At 73.8% G+C, this 26,102-nt stretch carries 27 protein-coding genes; 11 read left to right on the forward strand and 16 right to left on the reverse strand.

Going from position 1 to position 26,102, the window contains the following annotated elements; translation table 11 throughout:
• Window positions 1-184 precede the first annotated feature (184 nt).
• Genes Q1B24_RS13105 through Q1B24_RS13135 form a run of 7 tightly spaced genes read right to left on the reverse strand, consistent with a single transcriptional unit; the run spans window position 185 to window position 6,916 of the window.
• Entirely contained in the window at window positions 185-802 is a 618-nt protein-coding gene (locus Q1B24_RS13105; RefSeq protein WP_299929173.1) for a methyltransferase, read from the reverse strand.
• Window positions 799-2,388: an NAD(P)/FAD-dependent oxidoreductase gene (locus tag Q1B24_RS13110; protein WP_299929176.1), complete on the reverse strand. Its 1,590-nt coding sequence runs from the start codon at window positions 2,386-2,388 to the stop codon at window positions 799-801. The genes Q1B24_RS13105 and Q1B24_RS13110 overlap by 4 nt, the downstream gene beginning before the upstream one ends.
• Window positions 2,385-2,822, reverse strand: a complete 438-nt coding sequence (locus Q1B24_RS13115) for an SRPBCC family protein (protein ID WP_299929179.1) — start codon at window positions 2,820-2,822, stop codon at window positions 2,385-2,387. The genes Q1B24_RS13110 and Q1B24_RS13115 overlap by 4 nt, the downstream gene beginning before the upstream one ends.
• On the reverse strand, window positions 2,819-3,676 hold the full coding sequence (locus Q1B24_RS13120) for a galactosyltransferase-related protein (RefSeq protein WP_299929182.1): 858 nt from the start codon (window positions 3,674-3,676) through the stop codon (window positions 2,819-2,821). The genes Q1B24_RS13115 and Q1B24_RS13120 overlap by 4 nt, the downstream gene beginning before the upstream one ends.
• Window positions 3,673-4,716: a glycosyltransferase gene (locus Q1B24_RS13125; RefSeq protein WP_299929185.1), complete on the reverse strand. Its 1,044-nt coding sequence runs from the start codon at window positions 4,714-4,716 to the stop codon at window positions 3,673-3,675. Before Q1B24_RS13125 ends, Q1B24_RS13120 begins: the two co-directional genes overlap by 4 nt.
• Window positions 4,713-5,780 carry a glycosyltransferase gene (locus tag Q1B24_RS13130; RefSeq protein ID WP_299929188.1) on the reverse strand — a complete coding sequence of 356 codons (1,068 nt, stop codon included), beginning with the start codon at window positions 5,778-5,780 and terminating at the stop codon, window positions 4,713-4,715. The genes Q1B24_RS13125 and Q1B24_RS13130 overlap by 4 nt, the downstream gene beginning before the upstream one ends.
• Complete coding sequence (locus Q1B24_RS13135) at window positions 5,777-6,916, reverse strand: glycosyltransferase (RefSeq protein WP_299929191.1); 1,140 nt, start codon at window positions 6,914-6,916, stop codon at window positions 5,777-5,779. The genes Q1B24_RS13130 and Q1B24_RS13135 overlap by 4 nt, the downstream gene beginning before the upstream one ends.
• Window positions 6,917-7,105: 189 nt before the next feature.
• On the opposite strand from Q1B24_RS13135, the gene Q1B24_RS13140 reads away from it, so the two are divergent.
• Entirely contained in the window at window positions 7,106-7,780 is a 675-nt protein-coding gene (locus tag Q1B24_RS13140; protein ID WP_299929533.1) for a GAF and ANTAR domain-containing protein, read from the forward strand.
• A gap of 10 nt (window positions 7,781-7,790) precedes the next feature.
• Here Q1B24_RS13140 and Q1B24_RS13145 read toward each other — a convergent pair whose 3' ends face one another.
• Together Q1B24_RS13145 and Q1B24_RS13150 are read right to left on the reverse strand one after the other, a co-directional pair.
• Entirely contained in the window at window positions 7,791-8,501 is a 711-nt protein-coding gene (locus Q1B24_RS13145) for a GAF and ANTAR domain-containing protein (protein WP_299929194.1), read from the reverse strand.
• An 8-nt stretch (window positions 8,502-8,509) separates the two neighbouring features.
• On the reverse strand, window positions 8,510-8,845 hold the full coding sequence (locus Q1B24_RS13150) for an ANTAR domain-containing protein (protein WP_299929196.1): 336 nt from the start codon (window positions 8,843-8,845) through the stop codon (window positions 8,510-8,512).
• Window positions 8,846-9,020: 175 nt separating this feature from the next.
• On the opposite strand from Q1B24_RS13150, the gene Q1B24_RS13155 reads away from it, so the two are divergent.
• The 3 genes from Q1B24_RS13155 to fgd all read left to right on the forward strand — a co-directional run bounded on the left by Q1B24_RS13155 (window position 9,021) and on the right by fgd (window position 11,996).
• Window positions 9,021-9,992, forward strand: a complete 972-nt coding sequence (locus Q1B24_RS13155; RefSeq protein ID WP_299929199.1) for a helix-turn-helix transcriptional regulator — start codon at window positions 9,021-9,023, stop codon at window positions 9,990-9,992.
• A gap of 119 nt (window positions 9,993-10,111) precedes the next feature.
• Window positions 10,112-10,942: a sigma-70 family RNA polymerase sigma factor gene (locus tag Q1B24_RS13160; protein ID WP_299929536.1), complete on the forward strand. Its 831-nt coding sequence runs from the start codon at window positions 10,112-10,114 to the stop codon at window positions 10,940-10,942.
• Window positions 10,943-10,982: 40 nt separating this feature from the next.
• On the forward strand, window positions 10,983-11,996 hold the full coding sequence (fgd, locus tag Q1B24_RS13165) for a glucose-6-phosphate dehydrogenase (coenzyme-F420) (RefSeq protein ID WP_299929202.1): 1,014 nt from the start codon (window positions 10,983-10,985) through the stop codon (window positions 11,994-11,996).
• Window positions 11,997-12,106: 110 nt separating this feature from the next.
• Here the strand turns inward: fgd and Q1B24_RS13170 are convergent, their stop codons facing one another.
• The 3 genes from Q1B24_RS13170 to Q1B24_RS13180 are packed head-to-tail and all read right to left on the reverse strand — an operon-like array spanning window position 12,107 to window position 16,384.
• A complete protein-coding gene (locus Q1B24_RS13170) occupies window positions 12,107-13,516 on the reverse strand; it encodes an FAD-dependent oxidoreductase (protein ID WP_299929205.1) in 1,410 nt (469 codons plus the stop codon).
• A complete protein-coding gene (locus Q1B24_RS13175; RefSeq protein WP_299929208.1) occupies window positions 13,513-14,868 on the reverse strand; it encodes an aspartate aminotransferase family protein in 1,356 nt (451 codons plus the stop codon). Before Q1B24_RS13175 ends, Q1B24_RS13170 begins: the two co-directional genes overlap by 4 nt.
• A complete protein-coding gene (locus Q1B24_RS13180) occupies window positions 14,861-16,384 on the reverse strand; it encodes a CoA-acylating methylmalonate-semialdehyde dehydrogenase (RefSeq protein WP_299929211.1) in 1,524 nt (507 codons plus the stop codon). Before Q1B24_RS13180 ends, Q1B24_RS13175 begins: the two co-directional genes overlap by 8 nt.
• Before the next feature lie 112 nt (window positions 16,385-16,496).
• Between Q1B24_RS13180 and Q1B24_RS13185 the strand changes: the two genes are divergently transcribed.
• From Q1B24_RS13185 to Q1B24_RS13195, 3 genes are read left to right on the forward strand one after another with little or no spacing between them, the layout of a single operon-like run.
• Window positions 16,497-18,104: a PucR family transcriptional regulator ligand-binding domain-containing protein gene (locus tag Q1B24_RS13185; RefSeq protein WP_299929539.1), complete on the forward strand. Its 1,608-nt coding sequence runs from the start codon at window positions 16,497-16,499 to the stop codon at window positions 18,102-18,104.
• A gap of 50 nt (window positions 18,105-18,154) precedes the next feature.
• Window positions 18,155-18,493: a cupin domain-containing protein gene (locus Q1B24_RS13190; protein ID WP_299929215.1), complete on the forward strand. Its 339-nt coding sequence runs from the start codon at window positions 18,155-18,157 to the stop codon at window positions 18,491-18,493.
• 12 nt (window positions 18,494-18,505) lie between these two features.
• Complete coding sequence (locus tag Q1B24_RS13195) at window positions 18,506-19,933, forward strand: aminobutyraldehyde dehydrogenase (protein ID WP_299929218.1); 1,428 nt, start codon at window positions 18,506-18,508, stop codon at window positions 19,931-19,933.
• Between the two features lie 12 nt (window positions 19,934-19,945).
• Here Q1B24_RS13195 and Q1B24_RS13200 read toward each other — a convergent pair whose 3' ends face one another.
• Both Q1B24_RS13200 and Q1B24_RS13205 read right to left on the reverse strand, forming a co-directional pair.
• Window positions 19,946-20,521 (reverse strand): carboxymuconolactone decarboxylase family protein, encoded by a 576-nt coding sequence (locus Q1B24_RS13200; protein WP_299929221.1) that lies wholly within the window; start codon window positions 20,519-20,521, stop codon window positions 19,946-19,948.
• A 94-nt stretch (window positions 20,522-20,615) separates the two neighbouring features.
• A complete protein-coding gene (locus tag Q1B24_RS13205) occupies window positions 20,616-20,789 on the reverse strand; it encodes a CsbD family protein (protein WP_299929224.1) in 174 nt (57 codons plus the stop codon).
• A 240-nt stretch (window positions 20,790-21,029) separates the two neighbouring features.
• On the opposite strand from Q1B24_RS13205, the gene Q1B24_RS13210 reads away from it, so the two are divergent.
• Complete coding sequence (locus tag Q1B24_RS13210; protein WP_299929227.1) at window positions 21,030-21,428, forward strand: hypothetical protein; 399 nt, start codon at window positions 21,030-21,032, stop codon at window positions 21,426-21,428.
• An 87-nt stretch (window positions 21,429-21,515) separates the two neighbouring features.
• Window positions 21,516-22,316, forward strand: a complete 801-nt coding sequence (locus tag Q1B24_RS13215) for a SurA N-terminal domain-containing protein (protein ID WP_299929230.1) — start codon at window positions 21,516-21,518, stop codon at window positions 22,314-22,316.
• A 3-nt stretch (window positions 22,317-22,319) separates the two neighbouring features.
• Here the strand turns inward: Q1B24_RS13215 and Q1B24_RS13220 are convergent, their stop codons facing one another.
• Window positions 22,320-22,595: a hypothetical protein gene (locus tag Q1B24_RS13220; RefSeq protein WP_299929233.1), complete on the reverse strand. Its 276-nt coding sequence runs from the start codon at window positions 22,593-22,595 to the stop codon at window positions 22,320-22,322.
• 27 nt (window positions 22,596-22,622) lie between these two features.
• Entirely contained in the window at window positions 22,623-22,967 is a 345-nt protein-coding gene (locus tag Q1B24_RS13225) for a response regulator (RefSeq protein ID WP_299929236.1), read from the reverse strand.
• A 135-nt stretch (window positions 22,968-23,102) separates the two neighbouring features.
• Here Q1B24_RS13225 and Q1B24_RS13230 point away from each other — a divergent pair, with 135 nt between their 5' ends.
• Window positions 23,103-25,100 carry an ATP-binding protein gene (locus tag Q1B24_RS13230; protein ID WP_299929239.1) on the forward strand — a complete coding sequence of 666 codons (1,998 nt, stop codon included), beginning with the start codon at window positions 23,103-23,105 and terminating at the stop codon, window positions 25,098-25,100.
• The gene (locus Q1B24_RS13235) at window positions 25,097-26,098 is read left to right on the forward strand and encodes a hypothetical protein (RefSeq protein ID WP_299929241.1); all 1,002 of its coding nucleotides are present in this window, start codon (window positions 25,097-25,099) and stop codon (window positions 26,096-26,098) included. Before Q1B24_RS13230 ends, Q1B24_RS13235 begins: the two co-directional genes overlap by 4 nt.
• Window positions 26,099-26,102 lie beyond the last annotated feature (4 nt).

Below are 26,102 nucleotides of genomic sequence, written 5' to 3' on the forward strand. Positions count from 1 at the left end.
CGTCTCCCGCCGCGCGTGTCCCGGCCGTCGGACGCCGACCCGCCCCATCGGCGGTGGGTGAGGCAGGTTTCGCACCTCGAGAACCTGCGTCACGCACCGCTCGCCAACGGACCGCTGGTGCGGCGGTGAGTGAGGCAGGTTCCCCAGCTCCAGAACCTGCGTCACGCACCGCTCGACGGCAGCGTCAGGCGCGGTCGATCCGGGCGAGCACCCCACGCACCTGCTGGCGCACCTCGACCATCGCGAGCCGTCCCTCGGTGAAGCAGGGCTCGCCGCGCAGGGCGTCGGTCTGGGCGCGGGTGCCCACCTGGAGCACGGCCGAGCCGCCGGGGGCGAGGTGCTCGTCGACGACGGCGAGGCAGGCGCGGGCGACGTCGAGGCCGTCGTCGCCGCCGTCGATCGCGGTGAGCGGGTCCTCGGGGAAGCGACCGGTCTCCTCGCGCGGCACCCACGGCGGGTCGGCGATGATCACCGGGAACAGCTCGCCGGGCTCGAGCGCGTCCTGCAGCCGGCCCTCGCGCACCTCGACCCGGTCGGCCATCCCGGCGGCCAGCGCGTTGGCGCGGGCGTAGTCGCAAGCGACGGGGTTGGCGTCGACGCAGAGCAGGTGGCGCTCCGACGACGCGACGGCGAGGAGGCCGATGTGGCCGGCGCCCGCGCAGAGCTCGAGCACCGTGCCGTCCGGCGCGGTGGCGAGCAGGTCGGCCGCCCAGTCGGACTGCGCGGCCGTCCACTCGCGCGGGCGCAGCACGCGGTCGTCGAAGGCGATCGTGAGGGACCCGAAGGTCAGCTGGTCGGTCATCGGCGGATCCTTCGGTTCCAGAGGGCGGCGCGGGCGGCGTTGGCGCCGGCCGCACCGTGGACGCCGCCACCGGGGTGGGCGGAGGCGGAGGCGAGGTAGAGACCGGGAAGCCCGGTCGTGGCCCGGCCGCGCATGGCCGGGACGGGGCGGAAGACCAGCTCCTGGTGCAGCTGGGAGGTGCCGCCGTTGACGGCGCCGCCGACGAGGTTGGCGTTGCGCGCCTCGAGCTCGTGCGGGCCGAGCACCCGGCGCTCGAGGACGAGCTCGCCGAAGCCCGGCGCGCGAGCCTCGATGCGCGCCTGCATCCGGTCGGCGAAGCGTTGCGTGTCGTCGTGGTCCCACGCGCCCGTGACCTCGTCCGCGGCGTCGCGGCGGGTCTTCCCCGGCTGGGGGACGTGCGTGTAGGCCCAGAACGACTCGGTGCCGGCGGGCGACCGGGTCGGGTCGCTGGTCGTCATCTGGCCGGTCAGCAGGAACGGTCGGTCCGGCACGACCCCCGACGAGACCTGGGCCAGCGTCTGGGTCATCTCCTCCACGGAGTCGGCGACGTGGACGGTGCCGGGTGCCTGCTCGGGCCGGTTGGTCCACGGCACGGGCCCGGAGAGCGCCCAGTCGACCTTGACGGTGCCGGGGTCCAGCTCGAAGTCGCGCATGCCGCGCACCAGTCGCGCGGGCAGGTGCTCCTCGGCGACCAGGCGGCCGAAGAGGTGGGTGGCCGACACGTCGGCGAGCACGGCGCGGGTGGCGTACGACTGCCCGTCACGGGTGCGTACGCCGACCACGCGGCCGTCGCGGACGTCGACGGCGGTCACCTCGGCGTCGGTCACCAGCTCGACGCCGAGGCTCGTGGCGCGGGTGACGAGCGCCTGGGTGAGCTGCTGGGCGCCACCGCGGGGGACGGGGAACCCGACGGTCTGGCCGAGCATCGTCATCAGCACGCCGAAGACGCCGGAGCCGGGGGAGGAGAGCGGGAAGTCGGCGTGGCCGGCGTTGCCGCTGAGCAGCAGCTGCGCGGCGGGCCCGGCGAAGAGCTCGCGGCCCAGGGAGGCGACCGGTGTCGCCAGCCGTCGCACGGTGTCGAGGCCGCCGGCGCGGGCCATCGCGGGCACCAGCCGGGCTCCCGCGCGCACGGGCGGGAAGGGCGAGGTGAGCCCGTCGACCAGTGCCGGGCCGATGCGGTCCCAGGCGCCGCACAGCTCCAGCCAGGCGTCCCCGTCGCCGGCCCGGAGCGCGTCGAGGCCGGCCGCGGTGTCGTGGCGGTCGCGGTGCAGGACGGCCCACTGGCCGTCGCCGAAGGGGTGGCCGAGCACCGCCGGTGCGTGCTCCCAGGTCAGTCCGTGGTCCTCCAGCCGGAGGTCGGTCATCGCGCGCGAGGCCACGGCCAGCGGGTAGAACGCGCTGAAGGTGTCGTGCACGAAGTCGGGGCGCACCTCGCGGTCGCTGCGGACCGCGCCGCCCGGCGTGGCCTGTGCCTCGAGCACCAGCACCCGCCAGCCGGCGTCGGCGAGCACGTTGGCGGCGACCAGCCCGTTGGGTCCGGCCCCCACCACGACGGCGTCGTACGCGCCCGTGGACGCGGCGCTCACCGCGTCCGGCCCTCCACCACGAAGGCCAGTCGCTGCAGGGCCTCGACGTTGCGCCAGTGCAGCTGGGCGTCGCGCAGGGGCTTGGGCACCAGCACGCCGGGGCCGGCGGTGGCGTCCTCGACCATGGTGACCAGGGTCGCGTCGCCGTCGGGGCGCAGCGAGATCTCGACGTGCGCCTCTCCGGCCGGCCAGCCGCGGGCCTTGAGCAGCAGCCGCCGTCCCTCGTCGACCTCGAGCACCTCGGTGGTGTCGTCGATCAGCACCGGCCAGCTGCCGACGCTGTGGTGCAGCCTGCTCCCGACGGCGGGCCACGAGTCGTCGACCTCGCGCATCCGCGACGCGCCGACGACGAAGAGGGGGTAGAGCCACCCGTCGGACAGGACCTCCCAGACCTGCTCGGGGGTGGCGGACACGGTGCGGGTCGTCGTGCTCATGGTGTCGTCTCCTTGACGCTGATCGAGGGTGTCTCGCGGATCCAGTGCCCATCCTCTCGCCGCACCAGTCCCCGGCGCTCGAACTCCTCCAGCCACCCGGTCATCGGCCACTCGCCCCAGCGCTCGTGGAAGAGCCGGCCGTTGCGGAGGATGTCGTCGAGGTGCTCGACCGGGGGGCTGCTCACCGGGTGGTGCTGGTGGTAGGCGCGGGCGCCGCCGACCCAGCCGAGGCCGATGCCGCGGGCGATCGCCGTACGACCCAGGTCGGTGTCCTCGCCGCCGTAGCCGACGTAGTCCTCGCAGAAGCCGCCGAGGCGGTCCCACGTGCGCGGGCCCACGGCGAAGGAGAGCGACCAGAAGAGGTCGGGGTTGTCGGACTGCAGCAGCTCGCCGGGCGCCGGGGCCGGTCGTGCGGGGTGCGGGTCGTCCCAGCCGGCGAGGGCGGCGGGGTCGGCGGGGTAGCCGTCGGGCGGGCGGGGCGGGAGGTAGGTCACCGGACCCGACCAGATGCGGTGCGGTCGCGTGGTGACGACATTGGCGTACGACGCCACGAGCCCGGCCCCGGCCAGGCAGTCGACGTCGAGGAGCACGACGACGTCGGCACCCGTGTCGAGCGCCGTCTCGACCCCGAGGTTGCGCGCGGCGGCGAGCGGCAGGCCGCCCCGGGGGCCGCGGCCGACGGCGACGACGTCGCGCGCGAGTCCGTCCACCTCCTCCGCGACGATGTCCGGGTCGTCCATGGCGACCGCGAGGTAGGTGTCGGGGCGCATCGCACCGCGGGCGAGCGAGCGGTGCTGGGCGGCCAGGTGCTCGTGACGGCCGTGCGCGATCGTGACGACGGCGACCCGGGTCACGGCGTGGGCCTCGCGCTCACGCGGTCACGGGTGGCGAGCACGACGTCGGCGAAGCGGTCGGCCGCCCAGCCGTCGCACCACTGGGTCCAGGGGCGTGGGTCGAGGGCAGCGGCCCGGTCGAGCACGTCGCTCCACTCGCCGGCCTCGGGCCAGGCGGTGCGCACCACGGCCGGCCAGCCGTGGGCCAGCACCTCGCCGGTCGCGCGCTGCTCGTCGTGGGGCCTGGCCTGCGGCAGCACGACGGCGGGGCGCCGCGCGGCTGCGGTCTCGGCGAGCGCGTTCTGCCCGGCGTGGGTGACGACGACGTCGGCCCCGGCCAGCACGGCGGACGGGTCGTCGACCCACGTGCCGCGGTCGGCGCCCAGGACGTGCCACCGCCACTCGGGGGTGGCCCCCCGCGCGAGGCGTACGTCGTCTGCGCTGACGTCGTGGCCGCCCGAGCCGAGCATGAGGGCGACGGTGCGCTCGCGACCGTGCGAGCGGGTGCGCAGCGCGGGCCGCACCGGGTGACGCGACAGGGCGCCGACCGGCACCAGCCGGTCACGGAGGTCGTCTGGCAGCCCGGGTGTCATGTCCCCCGCGGTGCGCGGCCAGAACCCGACGAGCGCCTCGGCGACCCCGAACCCGAGGAGGTGGGCGCGGTCGTCGCGGCGCCCGGGGAGGACCACCCCGATCGCGGGCACGCCGTGGAGGCGGGCGAGCAGGAGCACCTCGACCGAGACGTCGACGACGACCAGGTCCGGTCGCGCGGACTCCAGCCAGGCGCTGAGCGCCGCGGCGCGGGACCGGGTGCCGTCGTGGAGCAGGGGGGCCCAGTGGAGGTGTCCGTCGGCGGTGACGTCCCGGGGGTCGCCGTCGTCGTCCGGGGGCAGCCGGACCCAGTCGCCGACCCACCCGTCGGGTCGCGGCAGCGACGACAGGCCGGTGACCGCGATGCCCTCGCGCCGCAGCCGGGCGGCGAGCACCCCGGCGCGGTGGCGGTGACCGCTGCCGACGTGGTGGACGTAGTAGCCGATGGTCGCCGTCTCGTCGCGGGTCACGCCGCGTGGTCCTGGCGGGTCATCTCGGCGTAGAGGTCGAGGTAGCCCTCGACCATCGCGTCCGCGCTGCACGTGGACTCCGCATAGGCACGGACGCCGCGACGGTCGAGCCGGGCCGCGGCCACGACGGCGTCGGCGAGGGCGGCCGCGTCGCCGGGTGCGGCGAGCACGCCGCCCTGCGGCGAGACGACCTGGCTGAGACCACCGCGGGCGAAGGTCGCGACGGGGGTGCCGCTGGCCATCGCCTCGGCGGCGACGAGGCCGTAGGGCTCGTCCCACATGGGCGTCACCACCGCCACCGACGCCTGGCGCAGCAGCTGGGACAGCTCGCGCTGCGCGAGGTGACCGGCGTACATCGCGTCGACGCCGAGCAGCGGGGCGACCGCGCGGTCGAAGTAGGCCTGGTCCTGCACGGGACCGGCCAGCACCAGCGGCACCCCGGCGAGCCGGCAGGCCTCGACGGCGAGGTGGGGTGCCTTCTCCGGCACGATGCGGCCCGACCACACGGCCGGTCCGCCGCCCGGACCGGCGGGCCAGTCGCGCAGGTCGAGCCCGTTGAGCACGACGTCGCTGTCCACCGCGTGGCGCCACGCGGTCGACGTCCACTCGCTCACCGCGACGAAGCGCGGCGGGCGCGAGCACAGCGCCACCGCCGACTCGATCATCGGCAGCGGAGGGGTGTGGAGCGTCGTGAGCATCGGTACGTCGACGGCCGGCGCCATGGCGATGGGCAGGTGGTGGAGGCTGTTGTTGTGCACGACGTCGTACTCCTCGGCGCCGGTACGGGCGAGGGAGAGCATCAGGGAGAGGTAGGCGTGGTGCTCGGCCAGCCAGCCGGGCCCGGGCGCGAACTTGTCGGCCATCGCGGCGGAGCTGACCTCGACGGTCGACAGCGGGAGCAGCCGCACCGGCAGCGAGGTGTCGGACCCCGGTCCGGCGAAGAGCGTGACGTCGTGGCCGCGCTCGGCGAGACCGCGGGCGGTCGTCCAGGTCATCGACTCCAGACCGCCGGCGAAGGGCTCTCGGATCGGGAAGCGGCTCGAGGCGATGAGGCAGATCCTCACCGTCGGACCACCGACTCGTAGACCGCCGCGTGTGCGTCGGCGACCTGCGCGCGCTGGCGGCGCCGGTCGTCCACGCTCGGCGGCGCAGCGACGTGACCGGCGTGCGCCTCGCGCAGTGCGGCCACCAGGCTGTCGGCGTCGAGGTGGTCCTCGTCGTGCTCGTAGGTCAGCACCGGCGCCTGGTCGGCGAAGTAGCCGCACGAGGGCGCGACGACGGCGGTGCCGAGGTCGCGACAGGCCTCCAGCCAGCCACTGTGGGTGCCGAAGCGGTAGGGCAGCACCGACACGTCGAGGGAGGCCAGGTAGGCCCACAGGCCGTCGTCGTCGAGGAAGTCGTGGACGTGCAGGTCGAGCTCGCCCGCGGCGGCGTGCGCCTGCAGGGCCTCGGCGAGCGCGGCGTCGTACCCCGCCCCCTCGGGGAGCAGCACGTCGCGGTGCCCGTTGACCTGCAGCACGGCGCCCGGCAGGTCGCGGACCGCGTCGACGAGCACGGGGATGAGCGCGTGCGGGTTCATGCCGGCACGCAGGCTCTTGACGTGCATGCCGATGCGGAACTCGCGCTCGCGCGGTCCCCGCCTGCGGACGTCGCGCATCGCGGCGACGCGGCGCATCACGTCGAGGGGTACGACGTGGGGGTGCGGCACGACCACGGCATCGCGTCCCCAGCGGGCCCGGATCTCTGCTGCGGCGCCCGGCGTCAGCGTGATGATGGCGTCGGCGGCCGGCACCAGCACGTCGAGGTGCCGGTCGTGGGCCTCGCGGTCGAGGTGGTGCGGGTTGCGCAGGTCGTGGACGGTGAAGACGAGCGGCTTGCCGCGTCGGCGCAGCGCCGCGACGAGCTCCTCGAGGTCGGCGGGGCTGCGGGCGTCGAAGCCGAAGTGCAGGTGGAAGACGTCGAAGTCGTGGGTCTCGACCCAGGTGGCGTCGAGCATGACCGGGGGCCACCACTGCTGCGTCGTCGCCGCACCCGGCGGCGTCGGGTCGGGCAGGCGCACCGGCCCCGAACCGTCCTCGGGCGCGAGGTGGCGGACGTACACGTGGTTGGCGGGAACCGAGGCGATGACGAGGCGCCCGGTCCGGGGGCGCGGCACGGGCAGCGCCGCGGGCGCGTCCGTGGTCATGTCGGAGGTGGTCACGCGCAGAGGTACCCGTGCGACCGGGGGTCATGCACGTGCGAGGCCAGGAGGCGACGAACTACCTCCTATGGGAGGTGTCGCGTTGAGTCACGGCCAGCGGGGACGATAAATTCCGTCCAGGCTCCAGAAGACGGGTCTCAGGCGTACGTCCTTCAAGGATCCTCATTGTCATCCCATGACTCCTTGGCCGTGTTCGCGGCACTCGCAGCGGAGCTGCAGCAGGAGCCTGACGAGGCCGTCACCTCGCGCGCGATCGTCACCCGGATGCGCGACCTGGTCCCCGAGGCCGACCAGGTCAGCCTCACGATCCGCACGTCCCGCGGCCATCGCACGCTGGCCAGCAGCGACCCGCTCGCCCGGGAGGCCGACGCACTGCAGTACGCCCTGGGCGAGGGGCCCTGCCTCGAGATCGCCGACACCGGCGGCTGGCTGCGCAGCGGCGACGTCGGCGCCGACACGCGCTACCCCGCCTGGGGACCGCGCGCCTCCGAGCTGGGCGTGGGGTCGCTCCTCGCCGTCGCGGTGACCGACCGTGACGAGCCCCTCGGGGCCCTCAACCTCTACAGCACCCGCACGGGCGCGTTCGACGACCGCGACGTCGTCGACCTCGCCCTCGTGTACGCCGTCCACGCCACGACGGCGCTGTCGTCGGCCCGCCACGTCAGCACGCTGCAGACCGCGATCAGCTCCCGGCACGTCATCGGCATGGCGCAGGGCATCGCGATGGAGCGCTACGGCATCGACCAGCACCAGAGCTTCGAGCTGCTGCGCCGGCTCTCCTCCACCACCAACGTCAAGCTGCGCGACGTGGCCACGCAGATCGTGGAGACGCGGACCATCCCGCACGAGCGGGTGGACGACTGACGCGGGCGCGTCAGGCCGGCAGGGAGCCGGTGTCGAGGACGTGCTCGGAGATGACCCCGATCTTGGTGCGTCGACTGCGCGCGGCCGTGCGCAGCGCGTTGAAGGCGCCGACGGCGTCCAGCCCGTGCTTGGCCATCAGGAAGCCGACGGCCCGCTCGATGAGCACGCGGTAGTCGAGGGCGTACTGCAGCTGTCGGGCGAGCTCGCCGGCCGTGTGGGCCTGCAAGGCGGCGCCGAGGGTGGTGGAGATGATCTCGGCGTAGCGCCCGATCGCGGCCTGCTCGCTCTCGTCCCAGTCGTGGGGTTCGCTCTTGTAGACGTCGAGGGTGCCGACCGGCACGCCTCCGAGGAGCACCGGCGTGCCCAGCACGGCGCGCACCGGTTGCTCGGCCATCGCCCGGGCCAGGGTCGGCCAGCGGTCGGCCTCGGCGGTCACGTCGCGGCTCGTCACCACGCGCGCCTGGACGAACGCCTCGGTGCACGGGCCCTCGCCGGCCTCCGCCTCGGTCTGCTCGAGCAGCCGGCCCGGGCCGTCGCTGGCGGCGGCGTAGACCAGGATGTCCTGCTCGTCGGCGATCAGCACGCCCGCGCCGTCCACGCCGAACAGGTCGACGCAGGCGGTGACCACGACGTGGAGGGCCGAGGTGATGCTGCCGTCGTCGTCCCGCGGCTGGGACAGCCGGCGCAGGCTCTCGGCGAGGGCGGCGTCATCGATGTTCATGCGCCGGATTATCCCTGAGCCGTCGGTCCTCCCGGCCAGCCGGACGCAGGGAGGTGTCCGACGAACCTCGCCAGCGCCTCGTGGTCGTCCGCGTCCGCAGTGCCGTCGTGGGTCGCCACGAGGACGCGCGCGACGATGCGGACCTTGGTGTTGCTGTCCTGCGAGACGCGCAGCATCGTGCGCCAGGCCTGGTCGGTGCTGCAGTCGAAACGGGCCGACAGCAGACCGATGGCCATGCCGATGTCGCGTTGCGACCGCACGGCCTCGTGCAGCTGGGCGACCTCGTCGCGCAGCGCATCGCCCTGAGGGGCGGGATCGCCCGAGGAAAGGGGTGTGGCAGACATCGTCACCTCTTGCATGACGTAGGTCCGCGGACACAGGGCGGAGTTGAACTGGAAGCAAGTTCCACCCTACAGGCTGGGCCCGTCACCTCCGAACGGGCGGAACGTCCGCATCTGGGTTAGAGTCGATGCGACTCAAGCCGCCGGGTCGTCCGCACGCTCCTCAGGAGGTGCTCAGATGCCCGACCGGGTTTCCCGACGCGAGTCCCCTGACGCCTTCGACTTCGACGGCGACGGCGACGCGGCCCGCGACTGGCTGGAGACGGCGTACGGCACCGCGCTGGGGCTGGACGGTCGGATGGGCGCGGTGCACCACCGGCGGCGCGAGCGCGGGGGCGTGTCGTTCGACCGGCTGCGCATCGACGAGTCCGTCAGCTTCGACGCCGAGCCGATGCCGCTGCTCGTGGTCGTCGACGTGCTGAGCGGCGAGATCGAGTACTCCCGCGGCTCCGTCACCGACCGCGGTCGCGCAGGCGACACGCTCCTCGCGGCCGGGTGGGGGATGGCGTTCTCCGGGGGTGGCAACGGCTACGACGTCCGCAACACCAGCGTCTCGCTCGAGGTGCTGAGCGCCGCGATCGCCGACATCGACCCCGACAAGACGAGCGACGACCTCCGGTTCAGCAGCTTCACGCCCCGTTCGCCGGCCGCGGCCGCGCAGTGGCGCGCGGTGGTCGACCGGCTCGGCGTCTCGCCGGAGGGCAGCGACCGCCCGGTCGGGCAGGGCGACGCGTCCCGCCTCCTGGCGCACAGCCTCCTGCAGACCTTCGCCAACAACGTGGTGGGGGACGACCGCGGGGCCGTCCGCGACGCCCGCGACGCCACCCAGGCCGTCGTACGCCTCGCGCAGCGCATCATCGCCGAGCGGGCCGGTGACGACCTGACGATGTCCGACATCGCCCGGGAGTGCCACGTCACGCCTCGTGCCCTGCAGTACGCCTTCCGGCGCCACCTCGACTGCACCCCGCACGCCTACCTCCGCCAGGTCCGCCTCGACCTCGTGCACCAGGTCCTGCGCGACGGCTCCGTGCCCACCGTGGGCGACGCGGCCGCCCGCTTCGGCTTCTTCAACCCCGGTCGCTTCGCGACCGAGTACCGCCAGGTCTTCGGCGAGAACCCTGGACAGACCTTGTCGCACGGCTCGCCCTGACGGGTGCGTTCGCATTGCGGCTGTCGTACTGGTCCAGACCATGCGACTGTGGTGGTTGATCGTCTTGCTGGAGACCACGGCAGACGCCATCAACACCCAGGAAGCGAGCCGTGGATTCCATGTCGATCGCCCCTGCACTGCCTGCTGGACTCAACCCTGTCCGGCTCCGTCCCGCCCAGCCCCTCGAGGGTCGGGCACGTGCCCGTCGCACCGACGCCATCGTCAGCGACCTCCGCGACGTCCGCCGCCAGGCCGACGCCCACGAGCTGACCCGTCAGCTCATCGAGACCAATGCGGCCGTGGCCCGCAGCATGGCCTCCCGCTACCGCAACCGCGGCATCGACCTCGACGACCTCGAGCAGGTCGCGCTGCTCGGCCTCACCAAGGCCGCACAGCGCTTCGACCCTGCCGCGGGCCACGACTTCCTGTCGTTCGCCGTGCCCACCATCCGCGGTGAGCTGCGCCGGCACTTCCGTGACTCGGGCTGGATGGTCCGCCCGCCTCGTCGGGTGCAGGACCTGCAGACCCGCATCGCCGGCGCGCAGGAGGAGCTCGAGCCGCGGCTCGGCCGCTCACCCCGCCCCAGCGAGCTCGCCGCCCACCTCGGTGAGGACACCTCCGACGTGGTGGAGGCGCTCGCCGCCGACGGGTGCTTCACGCCCACCTCGCTGGACGCACCGGTGGCCGACGGCTCGTCGTCGATCGGCGACCTGCTGGGCGGGGAGGACCGGGCCCTGGCGCAGACCGAGGCCAAGGTCATTCTCGACCCGCTGATGCGCGGCCTCACGGCGCGCGACCGTCGGATCCTGCAGCTGCGCTTCTTCCAGGAGCAGACGCAGCAGGAGATCGCGGAGTCCGTCGGGCTGACGCAGGCCCAGGTGTCGCGGGTCCTGACGCGGATCCTCGCCGACATGCGGGTCGGTCTGGTCGACCGACACGTGGCCGCCTGAGTCCCGAGGGCTCTGGGGGTCGCCGTGCCACCATGGCGCGGTGACCCCCTCTCTCGCCGTCGGTTACAAGGCCTCCGCCGAGCAGTTCGGGCCGCGTGAGCTCGTCGAGCTCGGCGTCCGTGCCGAGGGGGTCGGCCTCGACAGCGTCTGGGTCAGCGACCACCTCCAGCCGTGGCGCCACGAGGGCGGCCACGCGCCGCACGCCCTCACCGCGCTGGCGGCCCTCGGTGAGCGCACCGAGCGCGTCGTGCTCGGCACCAGCGTGCTGACGCCGACGTTCCGCTACAACCCGGCCGTGCTCGCCCAGCAGCTCGCCACGCTCGCCCTGCTCAACCCCGGCCGCCTCGTGCTCGGCGTCGGCACGGGCGAGGCGCTCAACGAGATCTCGGTCGGCCTGCCGGAGTGGCCCGACTTCAAGGAGCGCTGGGCGCGGCTGCGCGAGGCCGTACGCCTGATGCGCGAGCTGTGGGCCGACGAGCGGGTGAGCTTCGAGGGCGACTACTACCGCACCGTCGACGCCACGATCTACGACCGTCCGGACGGTGGTGTCCCGATCTGGGTCGCCGCCGGCGGGCCGCAGATGGCGAAGTACGCCGGTCGCGTGGGCGACGGCTTCATCTGCACCAGCGGCAAGGGCATGGACCTCTACACCGACAAGCTGCTGCCCGCGGTCGAGGAGGGGCGCGCCGCGTCCGACCGGTCGCCGCGCGACTTCTCCCGCATGATCGAGATCAAGCTGTCCTACGCCGCCACCCGCGACGAGGCGCTCGAGAACACCCGCTTCTGGGCGCCGCTGTCGCTCAGCGCGGAGGAGAAGCACCGGCTCCACGACCCCGTCGAGATGGCCGCCGCCGCCGACCGGCTGCCGATCGAGCAGGTCGCCTCGCGCTGGATCGTCGCCACGACGCCGTCCGAGGTCGTGGACGCGGTCCGGCCCTATGTCGACGCGGGCTTCGACCACCTCGTCCTCCACGGCCCCGGGCACGACCAGGAGTCCTTCCTCGCCGCCCTCGGCTCCGACGTCGTACCCGCCCTCCGCGAGCTGGCCCGCTGAGCGCTGGCCCCCTGCTTGCACGACGTACGCCGGCTGGGGAACCGTCGGGCAGTGGATCGGGCCGATCGGGAGCCCGACGGTTCCCCAGGTGAGGCCCGGGCCCGCCGAGCTTAGGAGTCGAAGCCCAGCCCCGCGCGGTCGAGGGCGCGCAGGAACCCGTTGCGCCGGCCCTCGCGGTGGTCGGCGCGGTCGAGCGACCAGCGGGTGAGGTTGATGCCTGCGGAGGCGAGGGGTTCGGGTGGGAAGGGGAGGGGCCGCTCGCGCACCATCCGCAGCTCGGTGCGCTCCGTCGGCTGCCCGGTGAGCAGGTCGAGCAGCACCTCGGCCGCCCAGCGGGTGGCGCCCACCCCGAGACCGGTGAAGCCGGCGGCGTGGGCGACGCGGCCGCCGTGGGTGGTGCCGTAGAACGCCGCGAACCGGGTCGACGTGTCGATGGCGCCGGCCCAGCGGTGGGTGAACCGGACCCCCTCGAGCTGCGGAAAGGTCGCGAGGAAGTGGGACGCGAGCCGAGCGTGGCTCTCCGGGCGGTCCTCGTGGCGCACGTGCAGCCCGCCGCCGGCGGGGTAGACGGCGTCGTACCCGCCCCAGAGCACCCGGTCGTCGGCGGTCAGGCGTGCGTAGTGGAACTGGTTCGCGAGGTCGCCGAGGCCCTGCTGGCCGGCCCAGCCGATCGAGGCGCGCTGCTGCGCGGTGAGCGGCTCGGTGACGAGCACGTAGTCGTAGACGGGCACCGTCATCAACCGGTTGCGGCGCAGCAGGGCCGGGAAGACGCCGGTGGCGAGCACGACGTGGTCCGACGTCACGACCGCCCGGTCCGTGGCGACCTCGACGACGCCGCCCTCGCGCCGCAGGCCGGTCACCGCGGAGTGCTCGTGGACCTCGACGCCGAGGTCGGCCGCCGCCCGGGCCAGGCCGAGCGCCAGCCGCGCCGGGTGGACGAGGGCCGTGGTGTCGGGCTCGAGCGCACCACCGAGAAATAGCGGGCTGTCGATCTCGGACCGTACGCCGGCCGCGTCGAGGACGTGCGGCGAGCCCGCCAGCCACGCGAGCTGGTGGTCCTCGACGGCCACCGACAGCGTGCCCGTGCGCTCCCACTCGCACGCCAGGCCGAGGTCGCGCACGTCGGCCTCGAAGGCGTCGAGGTTGTCGGCACCCAGCCGCTCGAGGACGTCGTACTCCTCGGGCCAGCGCGACCGGCCGTTCTCCTCGCCGTGGGTCAGCGACGCCTCGCAGAAGCCGCCGTTGCGCCCCGACGCCGCCCACCCGACGGTCTGCGCCTCCAGCAGCACCACCCGTCGACCGGGGTCGCGGCGCTTGGCGTGCACGGCCGCCCAGAGCCCGAGGTAGCCGCCTCCGACGACGGTGAGGTCGGCGCGGCTCGCGGCGGTGAGGGGGTCGTACGCCGGCGCCGCACCGACGTCGTCGAGCCAGAAGACCGCCTGCTCGCTGCCGGCCAGCGACTCCGCCACGAGCCGCGGGTCCGGGGCGTGCCGCTCGTACGCCGTGAGGTGGCCGCTCACCCCGCCGCAGCCGTCAGCGCCGCGTCCAGGATCGCCAGGCCCTCGCGTGCCTCGTCGTCGGTGGTGGTCAGCGGCGGGACGACGTGGATGCGGTTGTAGTTGCTGAACGGCAGCATCCCGCGCTCCTGGCAGCCCTTCACGATCGCGCCCATCGCGGGGCTGGAGCCGCCGTAGGGCGCGAGCGGCTCGCGGGTGGACCGGTCGCTGACCAGCTCGACGGCCCAGAACGCGCCGGTGCCGCGCACCTCGCCGATCCACTCGTGCTTGTCCGCGAGTGCCCGCAGGCCGGGCCCGAGCACCTGATCACCGAGTCGCGCGGCGCGTCCGACGACGTCGTCGTCCTCCATGGCGCGGATCGTGGCCACCGCCGCGGCGCACGCGAGCGGGTGGCCGGAGTAGGTGAGCCCGCCGGGGTAGGCGCGGTGGGCGAAGGTCGAGTAGATCTCGTCGCTGATCGCGACGCCGCCGAGGGGCACGTAGCCGGAGTTCACGCCCTTGGCGAAGGTGAGGAGGTCGGGGGTGACGCCGCCGTGCTCGACGGCGAACCAGCGACCGGCGCGGCCGAAGCCCGACATCACCTCGTCGGCGACCAGCACGATGCCGTGGCGGTCGCAGATCTCCCGCACGCCGGTGAGGTAGCCGGGCGGCGGGACCATGATCCCCGCGGTGCCGGGGATCGCCTCGAGCACGATCGCCGCGATCGTCCCGGGTCCCTCCAGCGCGACCACCTGCTCGAGGTGCTCGAGCGCCCGCTGGCACTCCTCCTCCTCGGTCGTCGCGTGGAACGGGCTGCGGTAGAGGAACGGCCCGAAGAAGTGCACGGTGCCGGCCGACCCGTGGTCGCTCGCCCACCGGCGCGGGTCGCCGGTCATGTTGACCGCGAGGTGGGTGCCGCCGTGATAGCTGCGGTAGGTGGTCAGCACCTTGTGCCGGCCGGTGTGCAGCCGCGCGATGCGTACGGCGTGCTCGTTGGCGTCGGCGCCGCCGTTGGTGAAGAAGACGTGGTCGAGGTCGCCGGGGGTGTGGCTCGCGATGAGCCGGGCGGCCTCGGAGCGGGTGCCGTTGGCCATCGCCGGCGCGATCGTGCAGAGGTGCTCGGCCTGCTCCCTGATCGCGGCGACGATGCGCGGGTGCTGGTGGCCGAGGTTGGTGAAGACCAGCTGGGAGGAGAAGTCGAGGTAGCGGTTGCCGTCGCCGTCCCAGACGTGGCTGCCCTCGGCGCGGGTGACGACCATCGGGGAGATCTCGGCCTGGGCCGACCAGGAGTGGAAGACGTGCGCGCGGTCGAGCTCGTAGGCCCGCGCGGCGTCGTACGTCGTGCTCAGGTCGCTGGCGAAGGTGGTCTCAGTCATTGCGCGGGAACCCCAGCTCGAGGCCACCCTCGGGGCGGTTGGCCGGGTCGATCCACCGGGTGGTGACGACCTTGCCGCGGGTGAAGAAGTGGACGCCCTCGGTGCCGTGGGCGTGGGTGTCGCCGAAGAGCGAGCGCTTCCAGCCGCCGAAGGAGTAGTAGGCGACCGGCACCGGGACGGGCACGTTGACGCCGATCATGCCAACCTCGACGTCGGCCTCGAAGCGCCGGGCCGCGCCGCCGTCGTTGGTGAACACCGCGGTGCCGTTGCCGTACTGGTTGGCGTTGACCAGCGCGACCGCCTCGTCGTAGGAACCGACGCGGACCACCGAGAGGACCGGCCCGAAGATCTCCTCGCGGTAGATGTCCATCTCGGGCGTGACGTCGTCGAAGAGCGTCGGGCCGAGCCAGAAGCCCTGCTCGGCGCCGCGGGCCGCCACGTCGCGACCGTCCACGACGACCTTCGCCCCGGCAGCCTCGCCGGAGTCGATGAAGGAGCTGACCCGGTCGCGGTGCGCCCTGGTCACGAGCGGACCCATGTCGGCCTCCTTGCCCTCGCCCGTCGCCGAGCGGCCGCCGTCGCCGATCAGCAGGGTGCGGGTGCGGTCGGCGATCCGGGCGACCAGCTCGTCGCCGATCGGGTCGACCGCGACCAGCACGCTGATCGCCATGCAGCGCTCGCCCGCGCTGCCGTACCCGGCGTTGACCGCCGAGTCGGCGGCCAGGTCGAGGTCGGCGTCGGGGAGGACGACCATGTGGTTCTTCGCGCCGCCGAGCGCCTGGACGCGCTTGCCGTGCCGGCTCGCGGTCTCGTAGACGTACTCGGCGATCGGGGTCGACCCGACGAAGCTGATGGCCTGCACCTCGGGGCTGGTGAGCAGCGCGTCGACGGCCGTCTTGTCGCCGTGCAGCACGTTGAAGACGCCGTCGGGGAGGCCGGCCTCCTGCCAGAGGGCTGCGAGCCAGTTCGCGGCACTCGGGTCCTTCTCGCTCGGCTTGAGCACCACCGCGTTGCCTGCAGCGATGGCGACCGGGAAGAACCACATCGGCACCATCGCCGGGAAGTTGAACGGGCTGATGATGCCCACCACGCCGAGCGGCACGCGCTTGGAGTGCACGTCGACGCCGGTCGAGGCCTCCTCGCTGTGCCCGCCCTTGAGCAGGTGGGAGATCCCGCACGCGAACTCCACGACCTCCAGGCCGCGGGCGATCTCGCCCATCGCGTCCGAGTGCACCTTGCCGTGCTCGGCGGTGATGATCGCGGCGAGCTCCTCCTTGCGCGCGTTGAGCAGCTCGCGGAACGCGAACACGACCTGCGTACGCCGCGCCAGCGAGGTCGTGCCCCACCCCTTGGCGGCGCGCGACGCGGCCCCGATGACGTGGGTGGCGTCGGCCTCGCTCGCCAGCGCGACGCGACCGGTGACCTGCCCGGTGGCGGGGTTGGTGACGTCGGCCCAGCCGGTGGGGGAGCCGGTCAGGGGCGAACCGTCGGCCCAGTGCACGATCTGCTCTGTCATGCCGCCCATCCTGCGCGTCGTACGCCGTCGGGGCGGGTGTCGGATCGTCGGCATCGGTCGCGCTGGCCGGACACATCGTCACCCCGCGCACGCGTAGGCTGCGCCCGTGGACATGACGCCGGGGGTGACGCTCCGCGAGGCGCTGGAGCTGCCCACCTTCCACCGCGCCGCGCCCGAGGTCGTCGCCGGCGGTGCCGGGACCGACCGGGCGATCCGTTGGGTGCACGCCACCGAGCGCCTCGACGTGCGCCAGCTGCTGCGCCCCGGAGACCTGCTGCTCACCATGGGCACCGGCCTGCCGGCCGACGACGACGCGGCCGGACTGACGGCGTTCGTCGACGAGCTCACCGACGTCGGCAGCGCCGGTGTCGTCGTCGAGCTCGGCCGACGGTGGTCGCGCGCGCTCCCGGAGGCCCTGGTCGACGCGTGCGAGCGCCACGGGCTGCCGCTGGTCGTGCTGGGGCGGGAGACCCGCTTCGCGGCGCTGGCCCAGGAGATCGGCGAGCGCGTGGTCGACCAGCAGCTGGCCGAGCTGCGCGAGGCGCAGCGCGTGCACGAGACCTTCACCGAGCTGAGCAACGACCTGGCGAGCCCGGTGGACATCCTGCGGGCCGTGCAGCGCCTGGCCGACGCGCCCGTCGTCGTCGAGAACGCCCAGCACCGCCCGCTCGACTACTTCGCCGGGCCCGACGAGGACGACGGCTTCCTCGACGGCTGGCCCGCGCGGTCGCGGCGGGTGGAGGTGGCCGGTCGCACCGGCTGGGACGCCGCCAACGGCTGGCTCGTCACGCGCCTGGGCACCACCGACCGGGCCTGGGGCCGGCTGGTCATCGGGTCGCCGGAGGCTCCGTCGCAGCGACTGGTCGCCGTGGCCGAGCGGGCCGCGTCGGCGCTCGCGCTGCACCGGCTGCACGATCGCGACCGCGGCACCCTCATGCGCCGTACGCACCTCGAGCTGCTCACGGGCCTGGCCGAGGACCCCGGCTCCGACGACGTGCGGCGTCGCTGCGAGCTGGCCGGATTCCCGGTGCACCGCCGCAGCCTCACCGGTGTCGTCCTGCGCGGGCGGGTCGGCTCCGTGCCGCTCGTGGACCTCGACGAGGTCGCCGCCACGGTGGTGCGCTCCGCGCACGCGCTCCGGGTGCCGGCGCTGGTGTGCGAGGTCGAGCGTGACCTGCGGGTCCTGGTCTCGACCGCGCCCGGGGCGGACGCCGACGACCTGGTCGACCGGCTGGCCGCCCGCGTGCTCGCGCACCACGACGTGGTGGTCGCCGCCGGCCGCACCGTGCCGGACCGCACCGGTGTCGCGCGCACGGTCGCCGAGGCCGGGCAGGTCGCCGACGCCGTTCCGCAGTCCCGGCGCGGGCAGGACCCCGACGTCCACCGGCTCGCCGACCTCCACCTGCGCGGGCTGCTGGCGCTGCTCGGCGAGGACGAGCGGGTGCGGCTCTTCGTCGAGCGTGAGCTCGGGCCGCTGCAGGAGCACGACCGGGCCGACGGCTCGCGGACCGAGCTCGTCGCCGCCCTGCGCGCCCTCGTCCTGCACCCGGCCAGCAAGACCGAGGCCGCAGCGAGCCTCCACCTGTCCCGGGCCGCGTTCTACGACCGGCTCGCCCGGATCGAGGCGATCCTCGACGCCGACCTCGATGACCCCGACGTCCGCGTCTCGCTGCACGTGGCGCTCGTGGCAGACGAACTGTTGGGTGCGCGGGCCAAGTGACGACAGATCGTCGGCCCGACAGTGCCGCGCCGCTGGGGACGATGTCCGACATGACCCGCGTGACCACCCGTGTGCTGGACGTCGCCACCACCGTGCCGACCACCCCGCTCGACCCCGGCACCGTCGTCGACGGCGCCCCGGAGGCCGGGTCGCGCGCGCTGGCCGCGGTCTCGGGCGTCGAGGTCGGCGTCTGGGAGATGACGCCGGGCACCGCGACCGACGTCGAGGTCGACGAGGTGTTCGTCGTGCTGTCGGGATCGGGGACGGTGTCCTTCGACGACGACGGCGAGGAGGTCGCGCTCGGCCCGGGCAGCGTCGTACGCCTGCGGGCCGGGGAGCGCACCACCTGGGTCGTCCACGAGACCATCCGCAAGATCTACGTCGCCTGACCGGGAGCCCTGATGACCGAGACGATCCGCAACTTCATCGACGGCGAGCTCGTGGAGTCGGCGGCCACCGACTTCATCGACCTCGTCGACCCGGTCACCGGTGAGCCCGACGGACGCTCACCGGTCTCGACCCCCGAGGAGGTCGACCGGGCGTACGCCGCCGCGGAGCGCGCGTCGGCGTCGTGGAAGCGGCTCACCCCCGGGGCGCGCCAGGCCCACCTGCTCGACCTCGCCACCGCGATCGCCGAGCGACGCGACGAGATCAGCGAGGTGCAGGCGCGCGACACCGGCCAGCCGGTGCGCTACATCGCCAGCGAGGAGGTTGACCAGGGCGTCGACCAGCTGCGGTTCTTCGCCGGTGCCGCGCGGCTGCTGGAGGGGAAGTCGTCGGGGGAGTACCTCGAGGGCCACACCTCGGCGATCCGACGCGAGCCGATCGGCGTCGTCGGACAGGTGACGCCGTGGAACTACCCCTTCGCGATGGCGATCTGGAAGATCGCGCCCGCGCTGGCCGCGGGCAACACGATCGTGCTGAAGCCCAGCGACACCACGCCCCGCTCGACCGTGCTGCTCGCCGAGATCGCCGGCGCGATCCTGCCGCCGGGGGTGCTCAACGTCGTCAACGGCGACGCGACGACCGGTCGCCACCTCGTCGAGCACCCGACCCCCGGGCTGGTCGCGATCACCGGCTCGGTCCGGGCGGGCACGGAGGTCGCCCTGTCCGCGGCGAGGAACCTCAAGCGGGTCCACCTCGAGCTCGGCGGCAAGGCGCCCGCGGTCGTGATGCCCGACGCCGACCTGCCGCGGGCCGCGGAGATGATCGCCGCGGCGGCCTACTTCAACGCCGGCCAGGACTGCACCGCCGCCACCCGCGTGATCGCCCACAGCAGCGTCCACGACGAGCTCGTCGACCTCCTCGTCAAGGCGGCCGAGGGCACCCGCCCGGGCCCGCCGTCGGACCCCGACGCCGACTACGGCCCGCTCAACAACGCCACCCACCTCGCCAAGGTCGAGGCGTTCCTCGCCGAGCTCCCCGACCACGCCACGGTCCGCACGGGCGGCGCCCGCCACGGCGAGGAGGGCTTCTTCTTCGCCCCGACCGTGGTCACCGGCGTACGCCAGGACGACCGCATCGTGCAGGAGGAGGTCTTCGGCCCGGTGCTGACCGTGCAGTCGTACGACGACGAGGCCGACGCGGTCGCGATGGCAAACGGCGCGCCCTACGGCCTGGCGGCGAGCGTGTGGACGCGCGACGTCGGGGTCGCCGACCGGCTCACCCGGGAGCTCGACTTCGGCTGCGTGTGGGTCAACACCCACATCCCGTTCGTCTCCGAGATGCCGCACGGCGGGTTCGGTGCGTCGGGCTACGGCAAGGACCTGTCGGGCTACGGGTTCGACGACTACACGCGCATCAAGCACGTCATGACCGCCCACTACTGACGGCCCGAGGGGCTACTCCTCCGGCACGCCCACCTCGAAGACGTCGAGCAGCTGGGCGAGCGTGCGGTAGTAGCCGACGAGCACGACCAGCTCGGTCATGGTCGTCGCGCCCAGCGTGGCGGCGTACGAGGCGTAGGTCTCGTCGTCCCACCGGGCCTCCGGTCCGGTGTCGGCCAGGAGGCGACGGCAGAACGCGTGCGCAGCACGCTCGTGGGGGTCCGTCGAGGTGAACGAACCGTCCGCGACCGCGGCGAGCTCGTCCTCGGTGAGGCCGACCGCGCGGCCGACCCGTTCGTGGGCGTAGGACTCGAACGTGCTGCCGGTCGCGGCGGCGACGGCGAGGATCGCGATCTCACGGGTGCGGGCGCTGAGCCGGGTCGCGTAGCGGATCGCGGAGCCGAGCTCCTGCAGCGGCGCGCCCAGCGCCGGCTCGTGGAGCATCACCCCGAACGGGCCGGTCAGCGACCCGTCCTCGTGCACGAGCGGGAAGTGCTGCGGTCCGCTCCCGCGCGGTCCGCCGACGATCCGCTCGCGCAACGCGCGCTGGGCCTCGCTCAGCTCGGTCGGGGTCAGGTCGGGCAGCCGCAACGAGGTTCCTCCAGGTTCAGGTGGGTGGTGGGGATCAGGATGACCGACCGGGGGCCGGGGTCGCCGGCCCCCGGTCGGGGTTCAGGGTGCTGCTCTACTTCTTGAAGGCGTCCTTGACGTTCTCGCCGGCCTGCTTGAGGTCGGCGGCGGACTGGTCCTTCTTGCCCTCGGCCTTGAGCTTGTCGTCGTTCGTGGCCTCGCCGGTGGTCTCCTTGACCTTCCCGGCGATGTCCTGAGCAGCGTTCTTGGCCTTGTCGGCGATACCCATGAGGGCCTCCTTCGATCGGTGGTTTCACTGGTTGGTCGTGCCGAGCTGGCAGATCGTCACGCGGATGTACCGGATTTCTCGCGCCGGGCCTCCAGGCCACGCGGGGTCGATGTCACACGTGGGGAACCAGATGCAGGTCGAATGGCGCGATCGGCCTGCATCTCGTTCCCCAACCGGGCTCACCTGCCTCCAGCTCAGCTCAGCTGGGCGCGGATTCCCCAGCAGGGGCACACTTGACCCATGCGCTTCACCGAGCACGAGCTGACCGTCGCCGTCACCGCCGCCGCCAAGATCGTCGCCGCCGGCAAGGTCGGCCGCCGCGCCAAGGGCGAGGCGGCCTGGGAGTCGATGAGCAAGCTCGACCGCTACCACCTGCTGGACGCGGTCGGCAGCCAGGTGCTGCCCGTGCTCCTCGCCCTCCCCGACGTCGAGGTGCCCGCGGGCACCCGGCCGACCTTCACCGACGCCCAGATATCCGAGGCCGTGGAGCAGACGCTCGGCGACAGCGGCGTGGGCCGGCTGCGGCAGAAGGTCGCGGTCGCGGCCCGCCTCACGCTCGTGCGTACGGCGCTGGCGCAGCTCCCGGTGCGCCAGGACCCGGACGCGCTCGTCGTGCCCGACTCGCTCGAGGACCTGTGACCGGCGCCATGCGCCACCCCACGACCTGAGAACCCTGAGGACCGCGCTCAGGTTGGGTGCGTACCGTTGGCGGGGATGACTTCCACGATGACTTCCCTGCTCCGGTCGCGCACCCGCACCGCCCTCGGCGCCCTCTCGGTCGCCGCGGTCCTGACCCTCTCCGCCTGCGGCGGCTCGGACTCCTCCGACGCCGACGCCGGCAAGGACGCCTCGTCCAGCGCGTCCCCGTCGGCCGATGAGTCGGCCGACGACTCGGCTGACGCGGCCGAGGGCCCGCAGCCGGACCTCGACGCCATCCCCGACGTCGTGGCCGAGGTCAACGGCGAGGAGGTGACCAAGGAGGAGTTCGTCCCGATCTACGAGGCGGCCTTCCAGCAGGCCGCCGCCCAGGCGCAGATGGGTGGCGAGGAGCCCGACGAGGAGGCGCTCCGCAAGGAGACCGCCGACAACCTCGTCGACACCGAGCTGCTGCTCCAGGAGGCCGAGTCGCGCGGCCTCGAGGTCAGCGACGACGCCGTCGAGGCCGAGCTCGCCGACCTCGCCGAGCAGAACGGCATGAAGTCGACCGAGGAGCTGCTGAAGGCCGTCGAGGCCCAGGGCGTCAGCGCCGACCAGGCGCGCGAGCAGGTCGAGACGCAGGCGATGGTCGAGCAGCTCGTCGCCGACGAGAACGGCCCGTTCGAGCCGACCGACAAGGAGCTGCGCGCGATCTACGACCAGGCCAAGAAGCAGCAGGCTGCCTCGGGTGGCGGCGGGCAGGAGTTCCCGCCCTTCGCGCAGGTGCGCGAGCAGCTCGAGGAGCAGGCGATGGACCAGGAGACCGGCAAGGTCGCCACGGCCCTGGTGGACGACCTCCGCAAGGACGCGGACATCACCGTCAACCTCTGACGATCAACCCCTGACGAGGAAGGCCGCCAGCAGCTCCCGGAAGGCCGTCGGCTGCTCCAGCTGCGGCGCGTGACCACAGCGGCCGAGCACGTGGAGGCGTACGTCGCCCAGGTGGTCGAGGAGGGGCAGGACGGCGGTCCGCAGGGGGGTGAGCCGGTCCTGCGCCCCGTGGACCAGCAGCACGGGCGCGCGCACGGTGGCCAGGGTGGCGGCCGACAGCGTCAGGTCGTCGACCCGCGCCCACATCTTCGACGCCGGCACCGGGCTGGCCCTGTCCACCTCGGGGCGGTAACGGCCTGCACCCTGTCAGGGCAGCGCGAGCAGGGTCTCGACGGCGGCCACGAACTCGCGCCGGTTGAACGGCTTGGGCAGGAAGTGCTGGTGCGCGTCGCCCACGTCGAGGTCCCCCGACATGATCAGCACCTTGGTCGTCGGGCTGGAACGGCGCAGCTCGTCGGCCACCGCGAGGCCCGTCATCCGCGGCATGTGGTGGTCGACCACGACCAGGTCGAAGGTCTCCACCGACGTGTGCTCGAGGACCTCGGCGCCGTCCCCGGCGACGGTGACCACGTGACCGGCGCGCTCGAGGACGTGCCCGATGAAGTCACGGATGTCGGGCTCGTCGTCGGCGACGAGGCTGCGCGGGGACATGCGTCCGAGTCTGGCCCCCTTCCCGGGTCGGTGTCGCGCCGTGTCGCGGTTTCTGCGGCAGATGTGAGCAGATCGTGAGGTGTGCGCCCGGCGAACCCCCCACGGGCACCCCGACGCCGGTCGTAGTGTGTCGCCATGACGAGGGCCCTGTCGCCGGCGCGGGCCGTCGCCTTCGCCGCGGCCTACGTCGTGCTCACCCTCGTCGGACGGGCGACCGCGATCGAGGGCCAGGTCGTCAGCCTCGTCTGGCCGGGCTCCGGTGTCGCGTTCCTGTGGCTGCTCGCCGAGTCGCCCCGCCACGTGCTGCGCGTGCTCGCGCCGCTGCTGGTCCTCCACTTCGGCGTCGTCGTCGCGACCGGGGTGTCACCGCTGCTGGGCCTCTTCGGCGCGGTGTCGGTGACGCTGCAGACCGCCGTCGCCGGGCTGCTGCTGCGTCGGTGGTGCCCCACGATGCTCGGCGCCGGCGGCACCCAGAGCATCCGGTCACCCCGCAACCTGGCCGCGACCGCCGGGGCGGCGGCCGTCGGCTGCGCGCTCGGTGCCGTGGTCGGCACGCTCGGCCTCTGGCTCGACGGGGCCACGGTGGAGGCCCTGACCCCGGTGGCGTGGTTCGCGCGGCACGTCGTCGGTGTCCTCACCGTCGGCGCGGTCGGGCACCTCGCGTGGGAGTGGCACACGCAGCCGATCCCGGCCCGCACCCACGGCGGCTCGCGCACCGAGCTGGTGCTGCTGTGGGTGCTGTCGGTCGCCAGCACCGCCCTGCTCTTCGTGCAGCCCTACCCGGTCGTCTTCCTCGTGATCGGCTTCGCCGTGTGGTCGGCCGCCCGCTTCCGCACCTTCCCCGCCGCGCTGCACTGCCTGGTGCTCGGCGGCATCGCCCTGGTGCTCAGCCTCACCGGGCACGGCCCGTTCGCCTCCATCGAGGACCCGGTGGCCGAGGTGCTGGTCTCGCAGCTCTTCATGGTCGCCGTGCTCCTCACCGGCCTGGCCGTGGGCGCCCTGGGCGACCGGGTCGACGAGCTGTACGCCGCCGCGACCGCGGCCCGCGCCGACGCGGCCGAGAAGGCCGAGCTCCTCGGCGAGATGACCGAGAGCATGGACGAGGGGCTCGTCGTGCTCGACCCCGACGGTCGCGTCGAGCGCAGCAACGGCGCCAGCCGCCGGCTGGCCCACCGCGTCAGCACCGCGACCACGGATGCCGACGCGCTGTCCGAGCTGGTCGGGCTGCTGAGCGACCCCGCACCGTCCCGCACCGGCGCCGTACGTGCCGAGCTGGGCGTCGGCGACGTGGTGATCGCGCTGCCCAGCGGCGAGGAGGTCGTCCTCGCGGTGTCGCGGGCCACGCTGTCGCGCAGCAGCGGGAGCCCCGGCGTGCTGCTGGTGATGCGGGAGGTGACCGAGCACCGCTCCGGCCTGCGGCCGCTCGCCGGTTTCGCGTCGACGGCTGCCCACGACCTGCGCGGCCCGCTCTCGGCGATCCGGTCCTGGCTCTCGCTCGCCGTCGACGACCTCGAGCCCGGGTCGGAGGCCGCCGAGCCGCTGCGCCGTGCCGAACGCGCCTCCGAGCAGATGGGGGAGCTCATCGGCGACCTCCTCGAGCACGCGCTGGCCGAGTCGGGCGAGATCGCCGCGCGCGAGGTGTCCATCACCGGCAGTGGTGGCGTGCTGGACCAGGTGTCGGGGCTGCTCGGGCCCGAGGACGTGCTGGAGGCGGACCCCGACCTGCCGTCGGTGCGCGCCGACCCGGTCGCGGTGAGGCAGCTGTTCGGCAACCTCATCGGCAACGCCGTCAAGTACGCCCGGCCCGGCGAGCCCGCGACGATCACCGTGCGCGCCAGGCGCCAGGGATCGCGCGTCGTGGTCGAGGTCGAGGACCACGGGGTCGGCGTCGACGACTCCGAGCGCGCCCTGATCTTCCAGCGCTTCCACCGCAGCGGAGCGGTCCGCGCCCACTTCCGCGGGACCGGGATGGGGCTGTCGATCTGCCAGACCATCGTGCAGCGCCACGGCGGCACCATCGAGTGCCTCGCGACCCCGCCCGGCAGCGGGACGGTCTTCCGGTTCGACCTGCCGGCAGCCGAGCCCGGGCGGGAGGTTTCGACCGGTCTCTCCCGTGGCACCATCCCACCGTGAGGTCTTCGGGGGTCGCCGTCTGCGGCATGCTGCTGCTCGGCGCGCTGGTGACCGGGTGCACCGACGACGCGGACGGCTCCGCCGGGCCCGCGGGCCCGGCGGACGACGGGCGATGGCGCACCAGCACGGCACCGGTCGACGCGTCCGGCCTGTCCTGGGCCGTCGGCTCGACGGTCCACCTCGCGGACGGCACCACCGTGGACACGGGCCGCCCGCCGCGGGCCTACGTCGTCGCGGGCGACGGGGTGTTCTTCGTGCCGGCCGACGACGACGCATCCGCCGGCGACCCGGCGTTCACCGGCGCGGACCTGTGGTTCGTGCGCCCGGGAGCGGAACCCGGGCCGACCGGGCTCGAGGTCGCCGGGACCGGCCTGGCCCGCACGCCCGACGGGTCCCGCCTCGTGGTCCTCGACGCGGACTACGACGAGGGCACCGCGGTGATGCGGTTCCTCGACCTGTCCTCCGGCGAGGAGACCACGTCCGAGGACGGGATGGACACCTCCGGCATCGACGACCCGGTCGACCACCTGCTGGAGGCGGAGGTGGAGATCCTCGCCGTCGACGACGAGCGCGTGCGCGCCCGCGTCATCGAGGGCGAGGAGGTCTACGACCTCAGCACCGGGGAGGGGGCGTCTGCGAGCGACGACGAGCCTCCCGTCGTGCGTGACGCGCTGACCAGCCCCGACGGGACGTGGCGAATCGAGAAGCCCGACTCGGGTCCCGACCGCGTCGTCGACGCCGACGGACGGGCCGTCGACCTCCGGGTCCCGCAGGAGCGGTGGAACCTGTCCTGGTGGGCCGACCAGGAGACAGCGGTCGGCACCGTGATCACCGGCCCGGGCACCGGCAAGCGGACCACCGAGGGCGACACGGTCGCTCTCCTGTCGTGCAGGGTGCCGACCGGTGCCTGCACCGTCCTCGAGGACTCCGCGGGCGAGACGGTGCTGTTCCCGCTCCGCTCGTCGGTGGCCGCGATCATGCTGCAGGACGGGGAGTGACGAG

Source organism: uncultured Nocardioides sp., from assembly GCF_947488025.1.
Classification (GTDB): Bacteria; Actinomycetota; Actinomycetes; order Propionibacteriales; family Nocardioidaceae; genus Nocardioides.

What these genes read in the sequence shown, in the direction of transcription:
- Q1B24_RS13145 (WP_299929194.1), bottom strand. Translation starts at nt 8,501, where the DNA reads ATGAACATCGATGACGCCGCCCTCGCCGAGAGCCTGCGCCGGCTGTCC.
- Q1B24_RS13115 (WP_299929179.1), bottom strand. Translation starts at nt 2,822, where the DNA reads ATGAGCACGACGACCCGCACCGTGTCCGCCACCCCCGAGCAGGTCTGG.
- Q1B24_RS13180 (WP_299929211.1), bottom strand. Translation starts at nt 16,384, where the DNA reads ATGACAGAGCAGATCGTGCACTGGGCCGACGGTTCGCCCCTGACCGGC.
- Q1B24_RS13175 (WP_299929208.1), bottom strand. Translation starts at nt 14,868, where the DNA reads ATGACTGAGACCACCTTCGCCAGCGACCTGAGCACGACGTACGACGCC.
- Q1B24_RS13150 (WP_299929196.1), bottom strand. Translation starts at nt 8,845, where the DNA reads ATGTCTGCCACACCCCTTTCCTCGGGCGATCCCGCCCCTCAGGGCGAT.
- Q1B24_RS13210 (WP_299929227.1), top strand. Translation starts at nt 21,030, where the DNA reads ATGCGCTTCACCGAGCACGAGCTGACCGTCGCCGTCACCGCCGCCGCC.
- Q1B24_RS13190 (WP_299929215.1), top strand. Translation starts at nt 18,155, where the DNA reads ATGACCCGCGTGACCACCCGTGTGCTGGACGTCGCCACCACCGTGCCG.
- Q1B24_RS13185 (WP_299929539.1), top strand. Translation starts at nt 16,497, where the DNA reads ATGACGCCGGGGGTGACGCTCCGCGAGGCGCTGGAGCTGCCCACCTTC.
- Q1B24_RS13215 (WP_299929230.1), top strand. Translation starts at nt 21,516, where the DNA reads ATGACTTCCCTGCTCCGGTCGCGCACCCGCACCGCCCTCGGCGCCCTC.
- Q1B24_RS13160 (WP_299929536.1), top strand. Translation starts at nt 10,112, where the DNA reads ATGTCGATCGCCCCTGCACTGCCTGCTGGACTCAACCCTGTCCGGCTC.
- Q1B24_RS13225 (WP_299929236.1), bottom strand. Translation starts at nt 22,967, where the DNA reads ATGTCCCCGCGCAGCCTCGTCGCCGACGACGAGCCCGACATCCGTGAC.
- Q1B24_RS13205 (WP_299929224.1), bottom strand. Translation starts at nt 20,789, where the DNA reads ATGGGTATCGCCGACAAGGCCAAGAACGCTGCTCAGGACATCGCCGGG.
- Q1B24_RS13155 (WP_299929199.1), top strand. Translation starts at nt 9,021, where the DNA reads ATGCCCGACCGGGTTTCCCGACGCGAGTCCCCTGACGCCTTCGACTTC.
- Q1B24_RS13105 (WP_299929173.1), bottom strand. Translation starts at nt 802, where the DNA reads ATGACCGACCAGCTGACCTTCGGGTCCCTCACGATCGCCTTCGACGAC.
- Q1B24_RS13195 (WP_299929218.1), top strand. Translation starts at nt 18,506, where the DNA reads ATGACCGAGACGATCCGCAACTTCATCGACGGCGAGCTCGTGGAGTCG.
- Q1B24_RS13230 (WP_299929239.1), top strand. Translation starts at nt 23,103, where the DNA reads ATGACGAGGGCCCTGTCGCCGGCGCGGGCCGTCGCCTTCGCCGCGGCC.